The 19099-nt window shown below is 68.3% G+C and carries 18 protein-coding genes; 12 read left to right on the forward strand and 6 right to left on the reverse strand.

The window, feature by feature from the left end; translation table 11 throughout:
- The first annotated feature begins 16 nt into the window (after positions 1 to 16).
- The 3 genes from E6C72_RS06030 to E6C72_RS06040 all read left to right on the forward strand — a co-directional run bounded on the left by E6C72_RS06030 (position 17) and on the right by E6C72_RS06040 (position 3502).
- On the forward strand, positions 17 to 2548 hold the full coding sequence (locus tag E6C72_RS06030; protein WP_109442801.1) for a heavy metal translocating P-type ATPase metal-binding domain-containing protein: 2532 nt from the start codon (positions 17 to 19) through the stop codon (positions 2546 to 2548).
- A complete protein-coding gene (ccoS, locus tag E6C72_RS32135; protein ID WP_109442800.1) occupies positions 2454 to 2657 on the forward strand; it encodes a cbb3-type cytochrome oxidase assembly protein CcoS in 204 nt (67 codons plus the stop codon). The genes E6C72_RS06030 and ccoS overlap by 95 nt, the downstream gene beginning before the upstream one ends.
- Before the next feature lie 158 nt (positions 2658 to 2815).
- Positions 2816 to 3502 (forward strand): Crp/Fnr family transcriptional regulator, encoded by a 687-nt coding sequence (locus E6C72_RS06040; protein ID WP_109442799.1) that lies wholly within the window; start codon positions 2816 to 2818, stop codon positions 3500 to 3502.
- A gap of 74 nt (positions 3503 to 3576) precedes the next feature.
- On the opposite strand, the gene E6C72_RS06045 is transcribed toward E6C72_RS06040, so the two are convergent.
- From E6C72_RS06045 to E6C72_RS06055, 3 genes are all read right to left on the reverse strand, one after another.
- A complete protein-coding gene (locus E6C72_RS06045) occupies positions 3577 to 4650 on the reverse strand; it encodes a COX15/CtaA family protein (protein WP_109442798.1) in 1074 nt (357 codons plus the stop codon).
- A 100-nt stretch (positions 4651 to 4750) separates the two neighbouring features.
- Positions 4751 to 5245, reverse strand: a complete 495-nt coding sequence (locus tag E6C72_RS06050) for a lysozyme (protein ID WP_109442797.1) — start codon at positions 5243 to 5245, stop codon at positions 4751 to 4753.
- 190 nt (positions 5246 to 5435) lie between these two features.
- Positions 5436 to 5687: a hypothetical protein gene (locus E6C72_RS06055; RefSeq protein ID WP_109442796.1), complete on the reverse strand. Its 252-nt coding sequence runs from the start codon at positions 5685 to 5687 to the stop codon at positions 5436 to 5438.
- A gap of 518 nt (positions 5688 to 6205) precedes the next feature.
- Here E6C72_RS06055 and groES point away from each other — a divergent pair.
- The 6 genes from groES to E6C72_RS06085 all read left to right on the forward strand — a co-directional run bounded on the left by groES (position 6206) and on the right by E6C72_RS06085 (position 12180).
- Positions 6206 to 6496: a co-chaperone GroES gene (gene groES, locus E6C72_RS06060; RefSeq protein WP_042702035.1), complete on the forward strand. Its 291-nt coding sequence runs from the start codon at positions 6206 to 6208 to the stop codon at positions 6494 to 6496.
- A 48-nt stretch (positions 6497 to 6544) separates the two neighbouring features.
- Positions 6545 to 8188 carry a chaperonin GroEL gene (groL, locus tag E6C72_RS06065; RefSeq protein ID WP_109442795.1) on the forward strand — a complete coding sequence of 548 codons (1644 nt, stop codon included), beginning with the start codon at positions 6545 to 6547 and terminating at the stop codon, positions 8186 to 8188.
- Positions 8189 to 8458: 270 nt separating this feature from the next.
- Positions 8459 to 8800, forward strand: coding sequence for a hypothetical protein (locus E6C72_RS06070; RefSeq protein WP_109442794.1), 342 nt, complete (start codon positions 8459 to 8461; stop codon positions 8798 to 8800).
- 17 nt (positions 8801 to 8817) lie between these two features.
- On the forward strand, positions 8818 to 9735 hold the full coding sequence (locus E6C72_RS06075) for a DMT family transporter (RefSeq protein ID WP_109442793.1): 918 nt from the start codon (positions 8818 to 8820) through the stop codon (positions 9733 to 9735).
- Positions 9736 to 10170: 435 nt separating this feature from the next.
- The gene (locus tag E6C72_RS06080) at positions 10171 to 10863 is read left to right on the forward strand and encodes a response regulator transcription factor (protein ID WP_247875915.1); all 693 of its coding nucleotides are present in this window, start codon (positions 10171 to 10173) and stop codon (positions 10861 to 10863) included.
- Positions 10864 to 11007: 144 nt separating this feature from the next.
- Positions 11008 to 12180: a hypothetical protein gene (locus E6C72_RS06085; protein ID WP_109442791.1), complete on the forward strand. Its 1173-nt coding sequence runs from the start codon at positions 11008 to 11010 to the stop codon at positions 12178 to 12180.
- 20 nt (positions 12181 to 12200) lie between these two features.
- Here the strand turns inward: E6C72_RS06085 and E6C72_RS06090 are convergent, their stop codons facing one another.
- Positions 12201 to 12473: a hypothetical protein gene (locus E6C72_RS06090; protein ID WP_109442790.1), complete on the reverse strand. Its 273-nt coding sequence runs from the start codon at positions 12471 to 12473 to the stop codon at positions 12201 to 12203.
- A gap of 254 nt (positions 12474 to 12727) precedes the next feature.
- Between E6C72_RS06090 and E6C72_RS06095 the strand changes: the two genes are divergently transcribed.
- A complete protein-coding gene (locus E6C72_RS06095; protein ID WP_109442789.1) occupies positions 12728 to 13753 on the forward strand; it encodes a zinc-binding alcohol dehydrogenase family protein in 1026 nt (341 codons plus the stop codon).
- Positions 13754 to 13788: 35 nt separating this feature from the next.
- Here the strand turns inward: E6C72_RS06095 and E6C72_RS06100 are convergent, their stop codons facing one another.
- Positions 13789 to 14682, reverse strand: a complete 894-nt coding sequence (locus E6C72_RS06100) for a LysR substrate-binding domain-containing protein (protein ID WP_109442788.1) — start codon at positions 14680 to 14682, stop codon at positions 13789 to 13791.
- Positions 14683 to 14890: 208 nt separating this feature from the next.
- Between E6C72_RS06100 and E6C72_RS06105 the strand changes: the two genes are divergently transcribed.
- Complete coding sequence (locus E6C72_RS06105; RefSeq protein WP_109442787.1) at positions 14891 to 15427, forward strand: substrate-binding domain-containing protein; 537 nt, start codon at positions 14891 to 14893, stop codon at positions 15425 to 15427.
- A gap of 22 nt (positions 15428 to 15449) precedes the next feature.
- Here E6C72_RS06105 and E6C72_RS06110 read toward each other — a convergent pair whose 3' ends face one another.
- On the reverse strand, positions 15450 to 17000 hold the full coding sequence (locus E6C72_RS06110) for an ATP-binding protein (RefSeq protein ID WP_109442786.1): 1551 nt from the start codon (positions 16998 to 17000) through the stop codon (positions 15450 to 15452).
- A gap of 209 nt (positions 17001 to 17209) precedes the next feature.
- Here E6C72_RS06110 and E6C72_RS06115 point away from each other — a divergent pair, with 209 nt between their 5' ends.
- Positions 17210 to 19093 carry a GGDEF domain-containing protein gene (locus E6C72_RS06115; RefSeq protein ID WP_109442785.1) on the forward strand — a complete coding sequence of 628 codons (1884 nt, stop codon included), beginning with the start codon at positions 17210 to 17212 and terminating at the stop codon, positions 19091 to 19093.
- The last annotated feature ends 6 nt before the right edge of the window (positions 19094 to 19099 follow it).

Below are 19099 nucleotides of genomic sequence, written 5' to 3' on the forward strand. Positions count from 1 at the left end.
TCAGGGTGATGTTGAGATGACCGTCTGCCTCCATTGCGGACAAGAGCTGGGCGAGGGTGCCCAAGCGGCCTCCACGACCGTCGGCCTTACCGCCGGTGATGGCGCGGGGCCGTTCTGCTGCACCGGCTGCGCCGCCGCCTACGACCTCGTGCGCGGGCTGGGGCTGGAGCGCTATTACGAGCGCCGCAGCGTCGATCCCACCGCCCGTCCGCTGCGCCCCGACGACGCTCCGGCGGTCGATTACGAACCGCACGCCCGCGAGGAGCAGGACGGCAGCCGCAGTCTGCATCTGATGGTCGACGGCATGCAGTGCGCGGCCTGCGTCTGGCTGATCGAATCGGCGCTCAACCGGCAGCCGGGTGTCGCCCAGGCCCGCATGAACATGACCACGCGCCGGCTGACCGTGCGCTGGGACCCCAAGGCGACCGACGCCAACGCGGTGGTCGGCACCGTGGCCCAGCTGGGATACCGGGCCGTTCCCTTCGACCCCGACCGGCTGGGCGGCGCCCAGGCCAAGAGCGAGAAGGAACTGCTGCGCGCCATGGCGGTGGCGGGATTCGCCATGGGCAACGTCATGCTGCTGTCGGTTTCGGTGTGGGCCGGCCACAGCCAGGGCATGGGCACCGCCACCCGCGACCTGATGCACTGGATTTCGGCGCTGATCTGCATGCCCGCCATCGCCTATGCGCTGCGTCCCTTCGCGCGCTCGGCGCTGTCGGCGCTGCGCCATGGCCGCACCAACATGGATGTGCCGATCACCATCGGCGTGCTGCTCGCCACCGGCATGAGCCTGTTCGAGACCATCCACAGCGGCGAACATGCCTATTTCGACGGCGGCGTCATGCTGCTGTTCTTCCTGCTGGTCGGCCGCTATCTCGACCAGCGGGCGCGCGGCCGGGCGCGCTCGGCCGCGGAGCAGCTGCTGGGCCTGCGCGCCAACGCCGTCACCATCCTGAACGCCGACGGCACCAGCGCCGTGGTGGCGCCGGAGCAGGTCGTGCCCGGAACCACCATCCTGGTCGCGGCTGGCGAGCGCATTCCGGTCGACGGCCGGGTGTCCGACGGTGTGTCCGACCTCGACACCGGCCTGATCACCGGCGAGACGGTGCCGGGCACCGCGCGGCCGGGCGATCAGGTCTTCGCCGGCACCCTGAACCTGACAGCGCCGCTGCGCCTGACCGTCACCGCGGTGGGCGAGGGCACGCTGCTGGCTGAGATCGTCCGGTTGATGGAGGTCGCGGAGCAAGGCCGCGCCAAGTACGTCGCCATCGCCGACCGGGTGTCGCGCCTCTACGCTCCCGTCGTGCATCTGACCGCCCTGACCACCTTCACCGCCTGGATGCTGCTGGGCGGGGTGGTGTGGCAGGACGCGCTGATGAACGCCATCGCCGTGCTGATCATCACCTGCCCCTGCGCGCTGGCGCTGGCCGTGCCGGTGGTGCAGGTGATCGCCAGCGGCCGGCTGATGCGCCAGGGCACGCTGCTGAAGAGCCCGACCGCGCTGGAACGGCTCGCCACGATCGACACGGTGGTGTTCGACAAGACCGGCACCCTGACCGAAGGGCGCCCGGTGCCGCAGATCGATGGGTTGCCGGCGGAGGATCTGGCGCTGGCCGCCTCGCTCGCCGCCGCCAGCCGCCATCCGCTGGCCCGCGCGCTGGCCGCTGCGGCGCCGGAGGTGCCGGTGGCGGCGGGAGTGCGCGAGATCGCCGGTGCCGGCCTGTCCTTGCAGACGGCGGATGGCGAGGTGCGGCTGGGCAGCCGCCGCTTCACCGGTGCGCCGCCGGAGGCGGAAGATGCCGCCGGGCCGGAACTGTGGCTGGCTCGTCCGGGCGAGGAGCCGCGGCGGATCGTCTTCCTCGACGCGCCGCGCCCCGATGCCGCCGCCGTGGTGGCGGAGCTGACGGCGCGCGGGCTGGAGGTGAGGCTGCTGTCGGGCGACCGCCGGGGCGCGGTGGCGGCGGTGGCGGAGCGGCTGGGCATCGCCGACTGGCGGGCCGAGCAGACACCGGCCGACAAGACCGCGGCGCTGGCCGAATTGGCGGCGCAGGGCCGCACCGTGCTGATGGTCGGCGACGGGCTGAACGACGCCCCGGCACTGGCCGCCGCCGCGGTGTCGATGTCGCCCTCCACCGCGGTGGATGTCAGCCAGACCGCGGCCGATGTGGTGTTCCAGGGCCGGCTGCTGCGCCCGATCGTCGAGACGGTGGAGGTTTCCCGCCGGTCCGGCCGTCTGGTGAGGCAGAATTTCGGCATCGCGTTGGTGTATAACCTGTGCGCGGTCCCGCTGGCGATGGGCGGCATGCTGACGCCGCTGCTGGCGGCGCTGGCGATGTCGTCGTCGTCGCTGATCGTCATTCTGAACGCGCTGCGGCTGGCCCGCGGCGCCGTCGTCAAGGATCTTCCCGTGCGGGACAGTGCCGTTCGGGAATTGCCGGGTAAGGATTCGGGTGATGGACGAGCTTCTCTATCTGATCGCGATCGCGCTGAGCCTGGGCGGCCTGGGGCTGGCCGCCTTTCTGTGGGCGCTGAAGTCCGGTCAGTTTGACGATCTGGACGGGGCTGCCCACCGCGTCCTCTTCGACGACGATCTGCCGGTGGCGCCCCGCGCGGGAGGTGAGTCGCCCAAACCGGCGGAAGCGGTTCGCGGACAATAGTGCCAAAGCCCGTATGGGCAAAGAAAAGGTTGTATGCGTGCGAGGTTGCGATTCTCAGCGATTGCCACCAATATGGCCCCATGCGGAATGACAGGCTGGGTTCGTCCATGCCACCTTTTGATATGGTTCGCGCGCGGGAAAAGAGCGCTGCGACGGAAATGAATCCCTGCGGGGCCTGTCCCGTGCGCAGCCTGACGGTGTGCGCCGCGCTGGAACCCGAGGAACTGCGCCGCCTTGCCGACATTCTGCAGAATGTGCGCATCGATGCCGGCCACACCCTGTTCGCCGAAGGCGACGCCGCCGACGCGCTCTACAACGTCACCTCCGGCACTGTGAAGCTGTACAAGCTGCTGCCCGATGGGCGCCGCCAGATCACCGGCTTCCTGGTGACGGGCGATTTCCTGGGTCTGGCGGTCAATGACAGCTATGCCTACACCGCCGAGTCGGTGACCAGCGCCTCGCTCTGCCGCTTCCCGCGCAAGAAGATCGACGCGCTGCTGGAGGAATTCCCCAAGATGCAGCGGCGCCTGTTCTCGATGGCGTCGAACGAGCTGGCCGCCGCCCAGGACCAGATGCTTCTGCTCGGCCGCAAGACGGCGAAGGAGAAGATCTGCTCCTTCCTGCTGATGCTGTCGCAGCGCGCCGCCCGCCGCGGCCACAAGGAAAACCCGGTCTTCGTGCCGATGAGCCGGGCCGACATCGCCGACTATCTGGGCCTGACCACCGAAACCGTCAGCCGCACCTTCACCCAGTTGAAGACCGCCGGTGTGATCTCGCTCCAGGAAGGCAACAAGGTCCTGATCGCCGACATCGACGCGATGTACGATCTGGCCGAAGGGGCGTAAGGCGGGGCGCTGCGGCTTCGCCGTGAGCGCTCCCCGTGATCGGTCGGAATGTGATCGGTCGCGCCTTGGATCGATCACTTCCGGCCGATCGGCCGCAGCTCGAACAGCAGCCACACCAGCATCGACACCACCAGAATGGCACCGGCCTGATGGGCGGCGGCGATGGGAACCCACACCACGGTCAGCAGCGTGGCGATTCCCATGGCGATCTGCAGCAGGATCATCGCGCCGGCCGCCAGCGCGGCGCGGCCGGCGCGGCCGGGCAGGCGGGCGTTCAGGACGCGGGCGGTCAGCACCAGAACCACGACGCCGGTCAGGATCGCCAGCGTTCGGTGGATCAGCTGAATCGCCGCGGTGTTCTCGACCGGGTTGAGCCACCACGGCGTCAGCGTGTCGATCTCCGGCGGGATCCAGTGGCCGTTCATCAGCGGGAAGGTGTTGTAGGCGAAGCCGGCGTCCGACCCGGCGACGAAGGCGCCCCAGACGATGGTGACGGCGACCAGCCCCAGCGCCCAACGGGCATGACGGCGGAAAGATGCCGCCTCCGGCCGCCAGCCGGCCAGGGGCAGCGGGTCGAGCAGGCCAAGCGCGGTGCGCAGCAGCAGGGCATAGATCAGGATGGCGGTGCTGAGATGCAGGGCCAGCCGGTAATGGCTGACGTTCGGCGAATCGACCAGCCCGCTCTTCACCATGAACCAGCCGATGCCGCCCTGAAGCCCGCCCAGCAGGAACAGGCCGGCGAGCTTCGGCCACAGCTCCGCCGAGATGCGGCCCTGCATCCAGAAACGCAGGAACGGAATCAGGAAGACGAAGCCGATCAGCTGGCCCCACAGCCGGTGGAACCACTCCCACCAGAAGATCGACTGGAACCCGGCAAGATCCATGTGGCTGTTGTAGATGCGGAACTCCGGCGTCGCCTTGTAGAGGTCGAACACCCGGTTCCATTCCGCCGAGGACAGCGGCGGCAGAATGCCGATCAGCGGTTTCCATTCCACCATCGACAGGCCGGATTCCGTCAGCCGGGTGATGGCGCCGATCACGGCCATGGCGAGCACCATGGCGGCACAGATCAGCAGCCAGACGGCGATGGGCCGATTCGGATTCGGGCGGGCGGCGGCGTCGAGGCTGTCGGAGGCAAAGGCGGTCAAGGCGGCATTCCGGAGCGCGGCGGTGGGATGTCCGCAAATGTGGGGCGAACATCCCGTCCCGTCAAACGGCTCTTGCCGGGAATGCCGGATCAGGCCCCGATCAGACGGTGCCGTCGGCGGTGGTGACGCCGGCCTGGGGCTGGGCGGTCTGGCTCTGGAACAGCGCCGCCTCCGCCGCACGGCGGGCGACGAGGCCCGGCAGCTGCGTCTTCTGTCCGTTCACCGTGGCATAGACCCAGCGGCCGAACTGGCCGGCGGCCCCGGCGTAATCACCGGCATTCAGCAGTTTCAGCAGGGTCGAGCTTTGCAGGCTGCCGGCACCGAGATTGAAGACGAAGGAGGACAGCGCGCCGCGCTGGTCCGCGTTCAGCGGCACCTTCACCAGGGCGTCGACGCGGCCGGCGGCCTCGGTCAGGTCGGAGGCGAGGAAGGCGTCCGCCTGATCGGCGGTGATGGTTTCGCCCATCGTCACACCGGCGGTATGGCCATAACCGATGGTGGGAACGCCGGCCGGGCACAGGTAGGCTTTCAGGTACAGGCCCTCGAAATGCTTCACGAGATCGACCGCGGCTTGGCAGACCGGCTTGGTGGTCATGGATGAAATCTCCCGGTTGGCGCGCCGGGCGGGGTGTGGCCGCCCGCATCGGGGGCGATCCTATGCGAGATACCCGCTGAACGGGAAGGCGGCGTTTAAAATTGTCGCGGATTGCGCAGACCCCGCCCGGAAAATGGTCTGCCGAGGATCTTTGGTTATCTGGTTCTCGCTTATCGGGGGCATCACGATCTCAGGGCGCCAGGGTCTGCGCGGCGCCGAACAGCACGAACAGGGCGAACAGCAGCGCGAACAGGCCAGCGATGGTGGTGACCTCCAGAAGAGCCTCCACCAGCCGGCTTTCCCGGTCCCGCCAGCGTGTCCGCTTGCCCGGGATCTGATCGGAAGCGGTATGGGCCGGCCGCTTTTCCCCCGGCGGCATTCTCCGGATGCGGCCGGCGGCGGGAACCCCGGTCCAGCGTCCGGCCTTCCGCTTCGCCATCATAGCGTCCTCCACCTCACCAACATCGGCATTAGATAAAATTTTAGCCAATACCGATGGATCGCGCTGTGATGGAAATCACAGGAGCGTGAGGCGGGGCGCGGATCGGTGCAGGCGGAAGTCGCGGAGTTGCGGGACGAGATTGGCCATGCGCGGTCTCCCGGTCGGGTAGGAGGGGCGGGTGGCGGAGTCCGGGCTGTCCTGAAGGGGGCGCGGGTCCCTGCCTGCTGCCCCGGCAACGGCTGTCCGGCGCCGGAACGGTCGGGTCCTTCGTGACCGTTTGAAGAAATCTTGACTGCGGCAGCCCATCGGCGAAATGAGAAATATCCAATAGAATCAGTATTTTGGCGACAGGTTTCGCCGAATGCCGCCGGCATTTTCGCCAAATTCCGAAACGAGCCTCTTGAATCCCCAAACCGCTTCGATTAGCTGTCTGGCACTCGCCGGGATGGAGTGCTAACAGCCCCGCCCGCGCCAATTATCGTCAGTCAGAACCAAGCCTTGATCCAAGGAGGCATTCCATGAAGTTCCGCCCGCTGCACGACCGCGTCGTCGTCAAGCGTCTGGAGTCCGACACCAAGACCAAGGGTGGGATCATCATCCCCGACACGGCCAAGGAAAAGCCGCAGGAAGGCGAGATCATCGCCGTCGGCCCGGGCGCCCGTGACGAGTCGGGCAAGGTCGTGGCGCTGGACGTCAAGGCCGGCGACCGCATCCTGTTCGGCAAGTGGTCGGGCACTGAAGTGAAGATCGAAGGTGTCGATTACCTGATCATGAAGGAATCCGACATCATGGGCGTCATCGAGGCCTAAGTCCTCCGCCCGTATCCTTCGAAATTTGCAAGTTAAAGGAATCGAGACATGGCTGCCAAAGACGTCAAGTTCGGCCCCACCGCGCGCGAGAAGCTGCTGCGTGGCGTTGACATCCTCGCCGACGCCGTGAAGGTCACGCTGGGCCCGAAGGGCCGCAACGTCGTGATCGAGAAGTCCTTCGGCGCTCCGCGCATCACGAAGGACGGCGTGTCGGTCGCCAAGGAAATCGAGCTGGCCGACAAGTTCGAGAACATGGGCGCCCAGATGGTCCGCGAGGTCGCCTCGAAGACCAACGATCTGGCCGGTGACGGCACCACCACCGCCACCGTGCTGGCCCAGGCCATCGTCCGCGAAGGCGTGACCAAGGTCGCCGCGGGCCTGAACCCGATGGACCTGAAGCGCGGCATCGACGTGGCCGTCGCCACCGTCGTCGCCGACATCCAGGCCCGCGCCAAGAAGGTCACGACCAACGACGAGATCGCCCAGGTCGGCACCATCTCCGCCAACGGCGAAGCCGAGATCGGCAAGATGATCGCCCAGGCGATGGAGAAGGTCGGCAACGAGGGCGTCATCACGGTGGAAGAGGCCAAGAGCCTGGACACCGAGCTGGACGTCGTCGAGGGCATGCAGTTCGACCGCGGCTACCTGTCGCCGTACTTCGTGACCAACGCCGACAAGATGGTCGCGGACCTCGAGAACCCCTACATCCTGCTGCACGAGAAGAAGCTGTCTGGCCTGCAGCCGCTGCTGCCGGTTCTGGAAGCCGTCGTCCAGTCCTCGCGTCCGCTGCTGATCATCGCCGAGGACATCGAGGGCGAGGCGCTGGCCACCCTGGTGGTCAACAAGCTGCGCGGCGGCCTGAAGATCGCCGCCGTCAAGGCCCCGGGCTTCGGTGATCGCCGCAAGGCGATGCTGGAGGACATGGCCATCCTGACCGGCGGCCAGGTCATCTCCGAAGATCTCGGCATCAAGCTCGAGAACGTCACCCTCGACATGCTGGGCACCGCCAAGAAGGTCGTGATCTCCAAGGAGACCACCACGATCGTCGACGGCGCCGGCGACAAGGCCGACATCGAAGCCCGTTGCGGCCAGATCCGCGCCCAGGTCGAGGAGACCACCTCGGACTACGACCGCGAGAAGCTCCAGGAGCGTCTGGCCAAGCTGGCCGGTGGCGTCGCCGTCATCCGCGTCGGTGGTGCGACCGAGGTCGAGGTGAAGGAGCGCAAGGATCGCGTTGACGACGCGATGCACGCCACCCGCGCCGCGGTGGAAGAGGGTGTGGTCGCCGGCGGCGGCACCGCCCTGCTGTACGCCTCCAAGGCCCTGGACAAGCTGACCCCGGCCAACGACGAGCAGCGCGTCGGCATCGACATCATCCGCCGCGCCCTTCAGGCTCCGGTCCGTCAGATCGCCTACAACGCCGGCACCGACGGTTCGATCGTGGTCGGCAAGCTGCTGGACCAGACCGACACCAACTTCGGCTTCGACGCCCAGAAGGGTGAGTTCACCGATCTGGTCGCCGCCGGCATCATCGATCCGGTGAAGGTGGTCCGCACCGCCCTGCAGGATGCGGCCTCGATCGCCGGCCTGCTGATCACCACCGAGGCGATGATCGCCGAGAAGCCGGAGAAGAAGGCTGCTCCGGCCGGCATGCCGGGCGGCATGGGCGGCATGGACGACATGGGCTTCTAATCGGCCCACCGTCCGATAGCCCGTCGTCTGACCGTTCTTCGGTTCGGAAAGGGGCGCCTCCGCAAGGGGGCGCCCTTTTCTTTTGGGCGGACTTCTTTCGGGTGGATGGGCAAGGTGTGGTCGCAGCACGCCGCGATCCTGAAATGTCAAGACGAAGTCCGTCTTGCTTTGCCGCGGTCGCCTCCCAATAATCCGCCCCTCTCTTGCCGGGCCCTCCAGCGTGGGGCGCCGGCCTCCTGACTTCCGTATTTTTCAACGAGGGCCTGTTCCATGCGCTCCTTCGAGGGCCAGCATTCCGACAACGTCGCCATCAAGCGCAGCCGCGAGGAGAAGCAGCGTCAGCTGGTTCAGCTCAAGGAGCAGTTGGCGACGCTGAAAGCCCACGCGGCCCCCGCCATCCGTGAAGCGTTGGTCAAGCGCATCGCCGAACTCGACGCCGAACTGCGTCAACCCGCCAAGCCGCCCCGCGAGGGCCGGGAAGGCCGCGAGGACGCTCCCCGTCATCCCCGCCGCGAAGCCCGCCCCAGCGTCTTTCGCGCCGAAGACGGCGGCGACCGCAGCGCCGCGGTGACCGCGGCGAGCGTCTTCGCCTCGCCCCGCCGCCGCAGCTGACGGTACGGGACAGCGCCATGCCCGCCGGCCGCACCGCCACCGTCAAAGGATCCCGTCTCGCCGATCAGGCCTGGCTGCTGATGATGCTGCCGCCCCTGTTCTGGGCGGGCAACGCGGTCCTGGGACGGGCGGTCGCCGGGACGGTGCCGCCCATCGGGCTGGCCTTCTGGCGCTGGTGCCTGGGCATGCTGATCGTGCTGCCCTTCGCCTGGCCGCACCTGCGCCACGACATCACGCCGATCCTGGCGCGGTGGAAGAGCGTGCTGCTGCTGGGCACGCTGGGCATCGGCATCTACAACACCTTCCAATACATCGCGCTGACCACGACGACCGCGCTGAATTGCGTGATGTTGCAGTCGTCGATGCCCGTGATGATCGTGCTGATGAGCCTCGTGCTGTTCCGCGACCGGATCGGGGCGATGCAGGGCGTCGGCATCGCCGTCTCGCTGGCCGGTGCGATGACCCTGATCTCGCACGGCGATCCGGGCACCCTGCTGGGGCTGGAACTGAATGCGGGCGACGTCTGGATGCTGGCGGCGGTGGTGATCTATGCCGCCTACACCACGCTGCTGCGCCGCCGGCCGGCCATCCACGGCCTGAGCTTCGTCGTCGTCACCTTCGCCATCGGCGCGGTGGAACTGCTGCCCTTCTATCTCTGGGAAAGCCTGAGCGGCCATCCGGTCCGGGCCAGCGGGATCACCCTGCTGGCGGTCGGCTATACCGTGCTGTTCCCGTCCATTGCCGCCTATCTCTGCTTCAACCGGGCGGTGGAGCTGCTCGGCCCCAACACCGCCGGCCTCGCCATCCATCTGGTTCCTGTCTTCGGCAGTCTGCTGGCCATCCTGTTCCTGGGCGAACAGCCGCACCTCTATCATGGCATCGGCATCGCCCTGATCGCCGCCGGTATCGTCCTGGCGACCCGCCGCCGGGCCTGACCACCGGCAGGGTTCCGGCCGGGAAGACAATGCGGAACGTTAAGATCCAAAGGCGGTTATTTTCAAACCCTGACAGTGCAATGAACGAAATGGGTGATGTTGTTTATCCTGTGATAAAGTTTGGGCAGCGTTGGGTTGGTGCGAATAGTTCTCATTTCGTTAGAGTTTGCGAAAATACTTGTGCAGTTCGCCATGTGGTTTTGTGGTGCCCCACCGGATAGCGCAATGATTGGCGTTCTTATTGGGAACTTCGCCGGTATAATATCCCCGATATCCTTTTAGACATCCCCGCTATCCCTCGCGCCTGCGGCGGTCAATAAGGGATGACCGCTAAAATGTCGGTCATGACGGCGGTTCGCTCACGGATCGACCGTCATGTGGAGCCGGCGCTGTTCGCCGGTCCGATGTGGTGGAGGTCCCAAGATGCCCCTGCAAATGTCCGCGCCCGTTTACCCGCAAACCACCTGCCTGGTTCACATCGTCGATGGCGACCTGCTGTCGCGCAGCACGCTTTCGCGGGCGCTCGGCGCCGTCGGCATCGCCTGCCGTGTCCACAGCACCGCCGCCGATGCGCTGGCCGTGCTTGGCACCGGGTCCTCCTGCATCGTCCTGCGCAGCGACCTGCCGGACATGAGCGCCATGGAGTTCATGGCCGAAGCCTCGCTGCACGGCCATGACCTGCCGGTCCTGGTCGTGACCGAGCAGGGGGATGTCGACGCCGCCGTCGCCGCGATGAAGGCCGGTGCGGTGGACTGCATCGCCCGCCCCTTCGCCATCCCCGCCTTCCTGGAGCGGCTGCGCGCCTGTCTGGCCTCCGGCAGCCCGCATGCCCAGCAGCGTGATCGCAGCCGCGATGCCGTCCGCCGCCTCGCCCTGCTGAGTCGCCGTGAGTCGGAGGTTCTGGAACTGATCGTCGACGGCAAGCAGAGCAAGACCATCGCCTGGGAGCTGGGCATCAGCATCAAGACGGTGGAGGTCCATCGCGCCCGCATCATGGAAAAGACCGGTTGCCGCTCCATCGTCGGGCTGGGCCGCCTGTGGGAAGCGGCGGAGATGCTGCGCGGGCGCGATCTGCCCCATGCGATTGCCATGCGCCAGCCGGCGCTGATGGAGGTGGCGGCATCCTGATGCCGCCATGCCCGGGTGCCGTGACTCCGTCGGCGCGGGTCGGTTGAAAATTGAAGGCGGACGAGTCCTTATCCGTGGGCTTGACCGGAAGAGGATTGTAAAGTTCTGGGGAACAGCAACCAGAACGCTGACAGGAGCGGTCCGATGTTCCCCGACCATGGTCACCGTCGCATCGCCGTGGCATCGCCCGACGATATAGCCACGGCGCGTCGGATCGCGGCAGAACGGGCTGACGGAGTGCTGCCGTCCGACGAGGCGGCCCGGCTCGACCGGCTGGTGATGGCTGTCGCCGGTTACGCTCTGGGCCGACCGGACGGCACCGTCCTGATCGCCCGGATGCGGAGCGGGGCCGGTGTCGAATGCCTTGCCTACGATCGCGATCCCGCCACGGTCTGCCTGCCGCCGCCACTGGCAGCGAATGCCGGGCTTCCCGCGCTCGATGCCGCGTTGGAAGCGGTGCGCGGCCAGGCCGACCGGTTCCACATCCATGCCACGCCGGGAATCGGGACGGCGCTTCTCACCCGCGTCCTGCGGCCCGGTGCGGACGATGCCCCCGCGGCCGATGCCCTGGCACAGGCCGGCGCGGTGATGGTCGAGCGCAGCGGCGGCGAGGCTGCGCGGGGGGGGCCCTTCATCGACCATTGGTTCGTCAGCTGTGCCCCCGCCCGCAGCGGCGACGGTCCCTGCGGAATCGCCCTGATGGTCGACGGCGATACGATCACCGAAGCGGGCTCCGCAACCGCCGTATCCGTTGAGGACGCCGGCAAGGGGCAGGGGTGTCCGCCGCAATCCCTTACGATGATGACACCCGCCGTGGTCGGGCAGATGGAGGCGGTGGTCGCCGCCACGGTGCCCGGCCTGCCGGCTCCGGTCGTGGTCAATGCGATCCGGCGCGACCTGAAGGGGCGGCCCGAACTCGGGCTGTCCCAGGACCGGGCCCTGACGCGGATCGGACGGTCGGCCGTCGCGGTTTTGCGCTTCGACGCCGACGCGGTGGATTACACGGCACTCGGCACCCTGGCCGGGGCTGTGGTGCGCCGGCAGGAGATCACGGCGCTCGGCGCCCGCTGGGCGATGATCGGCTTCAACCCGCTGGCTCCCGCCTCGGTCCATCTGCGTTGGGGACCGGGGGAGCATGTCGTGCTCTACAGCGGTGGCTGCGCCCGGCTGCCCGCCCTGTTCATCCACCGCGACCTGCATGGGGTCGAGCCGACGCTGGCGGCGCTGGTCCTGCTGCGCGACGGTGCGGTGAGCGACGACGACCATACCGTCCTGGTGCTGCGCAACCGTGCGGACTGCGTGGCGGACGCCGCCTGAACCCGCTCGGGCTCTGCGGATCAGCGCCAGCCGCGCGGTCCGCCCGGACCCCACCCGCGTCCCGGTCCATACCAGCCGCGATCGCCACGCCAATGGTCATGCCAGGGACGGCGGTAATAATAGCCCGGCCCCACCACCACCGGCGGTGGCACCGCATAGACGGTCGGCGGCGGAACGACCACCGGCTCACGGTATGTCGGATAATAGGGGTCGTAGGCGACGCAGCCGGACAGCGCAGCGGCACCCGCGGCGAGGAGCAGGGCGGTCAGGATCCTTGGACGGGTGGTGCGCATGGCCGTACTTCCTGTCTTACAAAGGACCGGGTTCGGCGATGAGGCCGGTCATCTGCATGAACACCCCAGCCCGCCCGGCTATTCCATATCCCTTCGGCGTTGCGATTTTCGAGGTGGGTTCCCCGAATGGTGGGGCATCGCCGGCCATTCATTGCGGTTTCGGATGGATGAAACAAGAACTATGAATTTCACCCATCGGCCGGATACCGCCATCCTGTGCTTCGACTTCCTCCCCTTCAGAAGACGAGGCCATCATGAAAGCCGTTGGTTTCCGTAAGTCCCTGCCCATCACCGATGCCGGCGCGCTGATCGACGTCGAGATCGCCCGCCCGACGCCCACCGGACGCGACCTGCTGGTCCGGGTTGAGGCGGTGTCGGTCAACCCGGTGGACACCAAGGTCCGCCGCAACGCCGCCCCGGCCGAGGGCGACCTGCGCATCCTGGGCTTCGATGCCGCCGGCACCGTTGAGGCGGTCGGGCCGGAGGTGACCCTGTTCCGTCCGGGCGACGCGGTGTTCTATGCCGGCTCAATCGACCGTCCCGGTACCAACAGCGAATATCATCTGGTCGACGAGCGCATCGTCGGCGCCCGCCCGGCCAGCCTGAGCGTCGCCGAAGCCGCCGCCCTGCCGCTGACCGCCATCACTGCCTGGGAGATGCTGTTCCACCGGCTGGGGCTGCCGCGTGACGGGGGTGCCCACAACAATGGTGAGGGCAAGTCGCTGCTGATCGTCGGTGGCGCCGGCGGTGTCGGCTCCATCGCCATCCAGCTGGCCCGCCGGTTGAGCAAGGTCCGGGTGCTGGCCACCGCGTCCCGTCCGGAGACGGCCGACTGGGTGCGCGAGCTTGGCGCCCATGACGTGATCGACCACAGCCGGCCGATGGCGGATCAGGTGAAGACGCTGGGGCTGGCCGGTGTCGACTATGTCTTTTCCACCAACGCCACCGACCGCCATTTCCAGGATCTGGTCGAACTGGTGGCGCCGCAGGGGCACATCGGCCTGATCGACGATCCCGAGCCGATCGACGTCCGCCTGTTGAAGCGCAAGAGCGTCTCGCTGCATTGGGAGCTGATGTTCACCCGGCCGCTGTTCCAGACCGACGACATGATCGCCCAGCATGAGCTGCTGACCGAGGTGGCGCGGCTGGTCGACGCCGGCACGCTGCGCACCACCCTGACGGAAACACTTGGCCGCATCGACGCCGCCACCCTGCGCAAGGCCCATGGCCTGATCGAATCGGGCAAGGCGCGCGGCAAGATCGTGCTGGAAGGCTTCTGACCGGCTGTTCCGGCGTCCCGGCTCGGCCAGCCCCCTCACCCGGCCAGCGCGAGCGGCGGGCGGGCCGGGCGCAGCGCCGACAGGCTCTCCAGGATGAAGCCCACCAGCGGTTCGGCGAGGCGGCGGTTGCGCGGCGTCTCGCCGAAGACAGCCATTTCGACGTTGCCCAGTTCGGGCAACCCGTCCTCCACCCCCAGCCGGCGCACGCCGTCGGGCACCGAGGACTCGCTGAGCACCGCCACCCCCAGCCCGGCGCGGACGGCGGCCTGCACCCCCATCACGCTGGCGCTGGTGTAGACCACCCGCCAAGGGCGCCCGGCTTCGCCCAGCGCCGCAAGCCCGCGGTTGCGAAAGACGCAGGGGGCCGGCAGCGCGCAGAAGGGCAGGGGGCCGTCGGTCGGGATCTCCAGCCCCGGTGCGGCGATCCAGCGCATCGGCTCGGTCCAGATGACGCGGCCGCGGCTGTCGCCGGCATCGCGCCGCGAGATGACGAGGTCCAGATCGCCGGTATCCAGCGCCGAAACCAGATCGCTGCACATGCCCACCCGCACGTCGATGTGCAGGCGCGGGTGCTGCTTGGCGAAGCGGCGCAGCACATGGGGCAGATGGTCGGACAGGAAATATTCGGCCACGCCCAGCCGCAGCTCGCCTTCCGCCGCCGGTTCGGCGAAGCGGCGCACCGTCTCGTCGTTCAGATCCAGCAGGCGGCGGGCATAGCCCATCAGCAGCTCGCCGTCATGGGTCAGCGCCAGCGAGCGGCTGGTGCGCTCGAACACCCGGCGGCCGAGCGTGTCCTCCAGCTTCCTGATCTTGACGCTGATCGCCGACTGGGTGCGGCCCAGCCGCTCCGCCGCCGCGGTGAAGCCGCCGGCCTCCGCCACGGTGACGAAGGCGCGCAGCGCGTCGATCTCCAGGTCGGGCAGGGGCATCGGGGATGAATTCCGGATAATGATGGTTTCTGCGCACTCTATTGCAGATGTTCATGGATGGCGAGCGGTGCGTTGGGGCAAGCCGTCGGACAGATGGGGCCCGGCCGTTTAAGCCGGCCCGTTGAAGTCGGGCCGGGGCGTTCTCATTGTCAGCCTCCAGGGTCTTGCCATCCGGATGCCTGACGATGCTTGAGGAGAGAGACGCCCGATGACCCGTTTTTCGGCGACGGCCGGCAAAGTTGCTTCCAAACAATTGCTCCTGGCACTCGCCGCTGCGGCCTTGCTCGCCGGCTGTCAGATGCCGGGCCTGACACCGCCGCCGCAACAGACCGCCGCCCTTCCGCCGCCGGCCGTGCCCAAGCCGCCGCCGGAAGCCCGCGGCATCTGGATCGTCGGCAGCCCGGCCCTGCGCGGCACGATCGATCAGGCCGCCGCCAAATATTCCGGCGGGCCGGACACCAAGCCGCATCTCGACGCCCGCGGCACCGCCACCGGTTTCCGCGCCTTCTGTGGCGGGGTCGGGCTGGACCATCCCGACATGGTGGCTTCCGACCGTCCGATCAGTGCGGCCGAGTATCAGCGCTGCCGCGCCGCCGGCATCACGCTGACCGAATATGGGTTCGGGCCGAAGCGCTTCGTCTACGTCAAGGATTCGCACATGATGGCGGTCCCCGGCGTGAACGACTTCGTCGCCAGCTGGGGCCAGACAGGCAAGCCGGTGAGCGCGCCGACGACAGGGAGTTGACCGGCGGGGAGCTGAGGACGCCTCACCCCGCCGCGAACAGTCCGCCTTCGTCGGACGCGTCGGCGGCATCGTCGGCGTTGGGGTCGCCCAGCGCGGTTTCCCAGCCCAGCGCCGGCAGGGCGATGGCGCGGGTGTTGCCCAGGCCGCTGCGGCTGGCGATGAAGCCTCGCTGTTCCATGTAGGTCAGCAGGCGGCGGCCGCGCCCCTTCGAGCGGCTGCCGCAGGCGCGCGCCACGTCGGCGTCCGACGGGCAGGGGGCATGGTCGAGCGCGGCGCGGGCCAGCAGCAGGAAGACCGGCTGGATGTCCTCCGCCAGGGTGGCGGCGACTTCCGTCGCGCGCTGCCAGGCGGGATCGTCGCCGCTGCCGGCCCCGGCGCGGGCGGTCGCCAGACGGCGGCGGAAGGCGGGCAGGGCCAGCCGGTCGCCATCCACCCCGCGGCCCCGGCAGCGCACCAGGAAATCCTGGTAGAGAACGGCGAGCGAGCGGTAGGGCGCCTCCGGGTCGGCCAGCACCTCGGCCAGCACGTCATCATACTGCGCTTCGCGCTCGGCGGCCTGTTCCGGGGTTTCCTCCGGCTCCAGCGGCAGCAGGGCGGGTTGCTCGGCCTCATCGTCGAGAGAGGGCGGCGGGGCGGCGGGGCGGCCGCGCGCCAGCTGCGCCATCAGGTCGGCGCTGGCCGAGGTGGAGGGGCGGCGGACGTAGCGCGGCGGCTCCGGCCCGGTGGTGGTGAAGATCAGGTCGCGGGCGTCCTCCACCGGGGTGGCGGGCGGCGGCATCAGGGTCGGGCTGCCGGTGCGGCCTTGGGTTTCCACCGCGCCGATGCGCAGCGGCAGCGGCCGACGCGACAAGGCGGGGCCGAGCGCGATGAAGTGCCCGCGCTCCAGATCGCGGAACATCTCCGCCTGCCGGCGCTCCATGCCCAAGAGGTCGGCGGCGCGCGCCATGTCGATGTCGAGGAAGGTGCGGCCCATCAGGAAGTTGGATGCCTCGGCCGCGACGTTCTTCGCCAGCTTCGCCAGGCGCTGGGTGGCGATCACCCCGGCCAGCCCGCGCTTGCGCCCGCGGCACATCAGGTTGGTCATGGCGCCGAGCGAGACCTTGCGCGCCTCGTCCGAGACCTCGCCGGCGGCCGAGGGGGCGAACAGCTGCGCCTCGTCCACCACCACCAGCATCGGATACCAGAAATCGCGGTCGGCATCGAACAGCCCGCCCAGGAAGGCGGCGGCGTGGCGCATCTGCATTTCCGCGTCCAGCCCTTCCAGGTTCAGGACGACGGAGACGCGGTGCTGGCGCACTCGGGCGGCGACCGATTGCAGTGCTGCCTCGCTGTGCTCGTCGGCCTCCACCACCACATGGCCGAAGCGTTCGGCCAGGGTGACGAAATCGCCCTCGGGGTCGATCACCGCCTGCTGCACCCACTGGGCGCTCTGTTCGATCAGGCGGCGCAGCAGGTGCGACTTGCCGGAGCCGGAATTGCCCTGGACCAGCAGACGGGTCGCCAGCAGCTCCTCCAGGTCGAGCGTCGCGGCGCCGCCCGCGTTCGTCGCCCCCATGTCGATGCCGACCTTCATTCCGCTCGCCTCCCGCTCACCCGAACCGCTCCCCTTGAAGACGGGGGCCTTCCTATAGCGCAGGCGGACGCGGCGATACGAGGATTCGATTCGGGACCTACAGGTTTGCCCACGGCATAACAACTTGGCTGGCGGTCATGAAACCGCAAACAAGCTCTGTTACAAACGAACGCCGATCCCATGCGCGACCGGCGCTGGCGGACCGAGCGATGACTGTGCTGACCACCATAGAAGCCGGGGCAAAAGAAGCCGGGGCCAGAACCGGAAATCCGGAAAGCGACCGCGCCGGGGCCTATGGCGCGAATTGGACCGCTGTCCGCTCCGGTCAGGGCGATGTCGCGGTGTTCGATTGGGCGTCGGCGGTGGGAGCCCTGCGCTACGCCTTCCAACCGATCGTGCAATTGCGGTCCGGCCGCTGCCATGGCTATGAGGCGCTGCTGCGCGGGTTCGAGCGCACCGGCTTCGCCAATGCGGGCGAGCTGCTGGACGCCGCCGAGGCCGCCGGCCTGCTGGCGACGGTGGAGACGGCGCTGCACGCCAAGGCGGTCGCGGCATACCGCGCCTTGCCGGGCTGGAACGAGGCGAAGCTGTTCCTGAACCTGGATGCCCGGCTGATCGGCCGGCCCGACTCGCCCTGGATGGCCCGCGATCCGGCGGCGTCGCGCAACAGCGGCATCGTGCTGGAGCTGTCGGAAAGCCGGCCGGTGTCCAGCGGCGTCGCGGTGGACGCGGCGGTCGACCGCTACCGCCAGAGCGGGGCCGGCATCGCCATCGACGATTTCGGCGTCGGTCATTCCGGCCTGCGCACGCTGTACGAGGCGCGGCCGGACTATGTGAAGATCGACCGCTTCTTCATCGCCGGCATCGACGGGGATGCGCGCAAGCGGGCGCTGGTGGCGGCGCTCGCCGGCCATGCCCATGCGCTGGGCATCCAGATCGTGGCGGAGGGGGTGGAGACGGTCACCGAGTTCTACACCTGCCGCGATCTCGGCTGCGATTTCGCCCAGGGCTTCCTGATTGCCCGGCCGCGCGTCGATCTGACCGCTTTACCGAACCGCTATCCGGTGGTCGAGGATCTCAACCGCAAGGACCGGCGCCAGCCCAGCGAATCGCACCGCCGCCTGTCGGAGGTGATCGAGCGGCTGCCGCCGCTGCGGGTCGAGTCGCGCAAGACCGAGCTGCTGGATTATTTCCGCCGTGACGGCAGCGCCGCCATCGCCCCGATCGTCGACCAGCATGACCGGCCGCTCGGCCTGATCCGCGAACGCGACCTGAAGCGCTTCGTCTATTCGCGCTTCGGCGGGGAGCTGCTGCGCAATCGCGGCCTGGGCAATGGTCTGGACGATCTGGTCATCCGCTCGCCGGTCTGCGACATCTCCACCCCGCTCGACCGGGTGATCGAGGCGTTCTCCACCGAGTCGGCCGCCGACGGGATCGTCATCGTCGAGGGCGGCGCCTATGCCGGCGTGCTGTCGAGCGGCGCCCTGCTGCGGCTGGTGCATGAACGCAATCTGGCGATGGCGACCGACCAGAATCCGCTGACCCGGTTGCCCGGCAACGCGGCGATCCAGCGCCACATCGAAGCGGCGCTGGCCGACTCAGGCAGCGGCCATGTGCTGGCCTATCTGGATTTCGACAACTTCAAGCCGTTCAACGACAATTTTGGCTTTCGCCAAGGTGACCGCGCCATCCTGATGTTCAGCGAGCGGCTGAAGGCCTGGACCGGCAGCGCCGGGGCGGTCATCGACGCCGATGCCTTCGCTGGCCATATCGGCGGCGACGATTTCTTCCTGGGCATCAGCGGCGGCGAGGAAAGCGAGGTGCTGGCCCGGCTGACCGAACTGTTGGCGCTGTTCCGCTCCGACGCCGAGAGCCTGTACGACGTGGAAACGCGGGTCAGCGGTGGCTTCCTGGCGAAGGACCGTTACGGGGCGGTGCGGCGCTTCCCGCTGCTGGCGGCCAGCGGGGTGGCGGTGGTGATCCCCTCTGGAAGCCATGGCCTGACCCCCGACGCCATCAACGCCGCCATCGCCGACCACAAGGCCGCCGCCAAGGGGGCGGAGGACAAGCTGTGCGTGGTGCGGCTGTCGTGAGAGCTG

It is taken from the genome of Azospirillum sp. TSH100 (assembly GCF_004923295.1).
In the GTDB taxonomy this organism is placed as follows: domain Bacteria; phylum Pseudomonadota; class Alphaproteobacteria; order Azospirillales; family Azospirillaceae; genus Azospirillum.

Coding starts and splice junctions, on each gene's coding strand:
- E6C72_RS06095 (WP_109442789.1), top strand. CDS start 12,728: ATGAAAGCCGTTGGTTTCCGTAAGTCCCTGCCCATCACCGATGCCGGC.
- E6C72_RS06075 (WP_109442793.1), top strand. CDS start 8,818: ATGCCCGCCGGCCGCACCGCCACCGTCAAAGGATCCCGTCTCGCCGAT.
- E6C72_RS06040 (WP_109442799.1), top strand. CDS start 2,816: ATGAATCCCTGCGGGGCCTGTCCCGTGCGCAGCCTGACGGTGTGCGCC.
- E6C72_RS06090 (WP_109442790.1), bottom strand. CDS start 12,473: ATGCGCACCACCCGTCCAAGGATCCTGACCGCCCTGCTCCTCGCCGCG.
- groL (WP_109442795.1), top strand. CDS start 6,545: ATGGCTGCCAAAGACGTCAAGTTCGGCCCCACCGCGCGCGAGAAGCTG.
- E6C72_RS06050 (WP_109442797.1), bottom strand. CDS start 5,245: ATGACCACCAAGCCGGTCTGCCAAGCCGCGGTCGATCTCGTGAAGCAT.
- E6C72_RS06055 (WP_109442796.1), bottom strand. CDS start 5,687: ATGATGGCGAAGCGGAAGGCCGGACGCTGGACCGGGGTTCCCGCCGCC.
- E6C72_RS06100 (WP_109442788.1), bottom strand. CDS start 14,682: ATGCCCCTGCCCGACCTGGAGATCGACGCGCTGCGCGCCTTCGTCACC.
- E6C72_RS06030 (WP_109442801.1), top strand. CDS start 17: ATGACCGTCTGCCTCCATTGCGGACAAGAGCTGGGCGAGGGTGCCCAA.
- E6C72_RS06110 (WP_109442786.1), bottom strand. CDS start 17,000: ATGAAGGTCGGCATCGACATGGGGGCGACGAACGCGGGCGGCGCCGCG.
- groES (WP_042702035.1), top strand. CDS start 6,206: ATGAAGTTCCGCCCGCTGCACGACCGCGTCGTCGTCAAGCGTCTGGAG.
- E6C72_RS06105 (WP_109442787.1), top strand. CDS start 14,891: ATGACCCGTTTTTCGGCGACGGCCGGCAAAGTTGCTTCCAAACAATTG.
- E6C72_RS06115 (WP_109442785.1), top strand. CDS start 17,210: ATGACTGTGCTGACCACCATAGAAGCCGGGGCAAAAGAAGCCGGGGCC.
- E6C72_RS06070 (WP_109442794.1), top strand. CDS start 8,459: ATGCGCTCCTTCGAGGGCCAGCATTCCGACAACGTCGCCATCAAGCGC.
- ccoS (WP_109442800.1), top strand. CDS start 2,454: ATGGACGAGCTTCTCTATCTGATCGCGATCGCGCTGAGCCTGGGCGGC.
- E6C72_RS06085 (WP_109442791.1), top strand. CDS start 11,008: ATGTTCCCCGACCATGGTCACCGTCGCATCGCCGTGGCATCGCCCGAC.
- E6C72_RS06080 (WP_247875915.1), top strand. CDS start 10,171: ATGTCCGCGCCCGTTTACCCGCAAACCACCTGCCTGGTTCACATCGTC.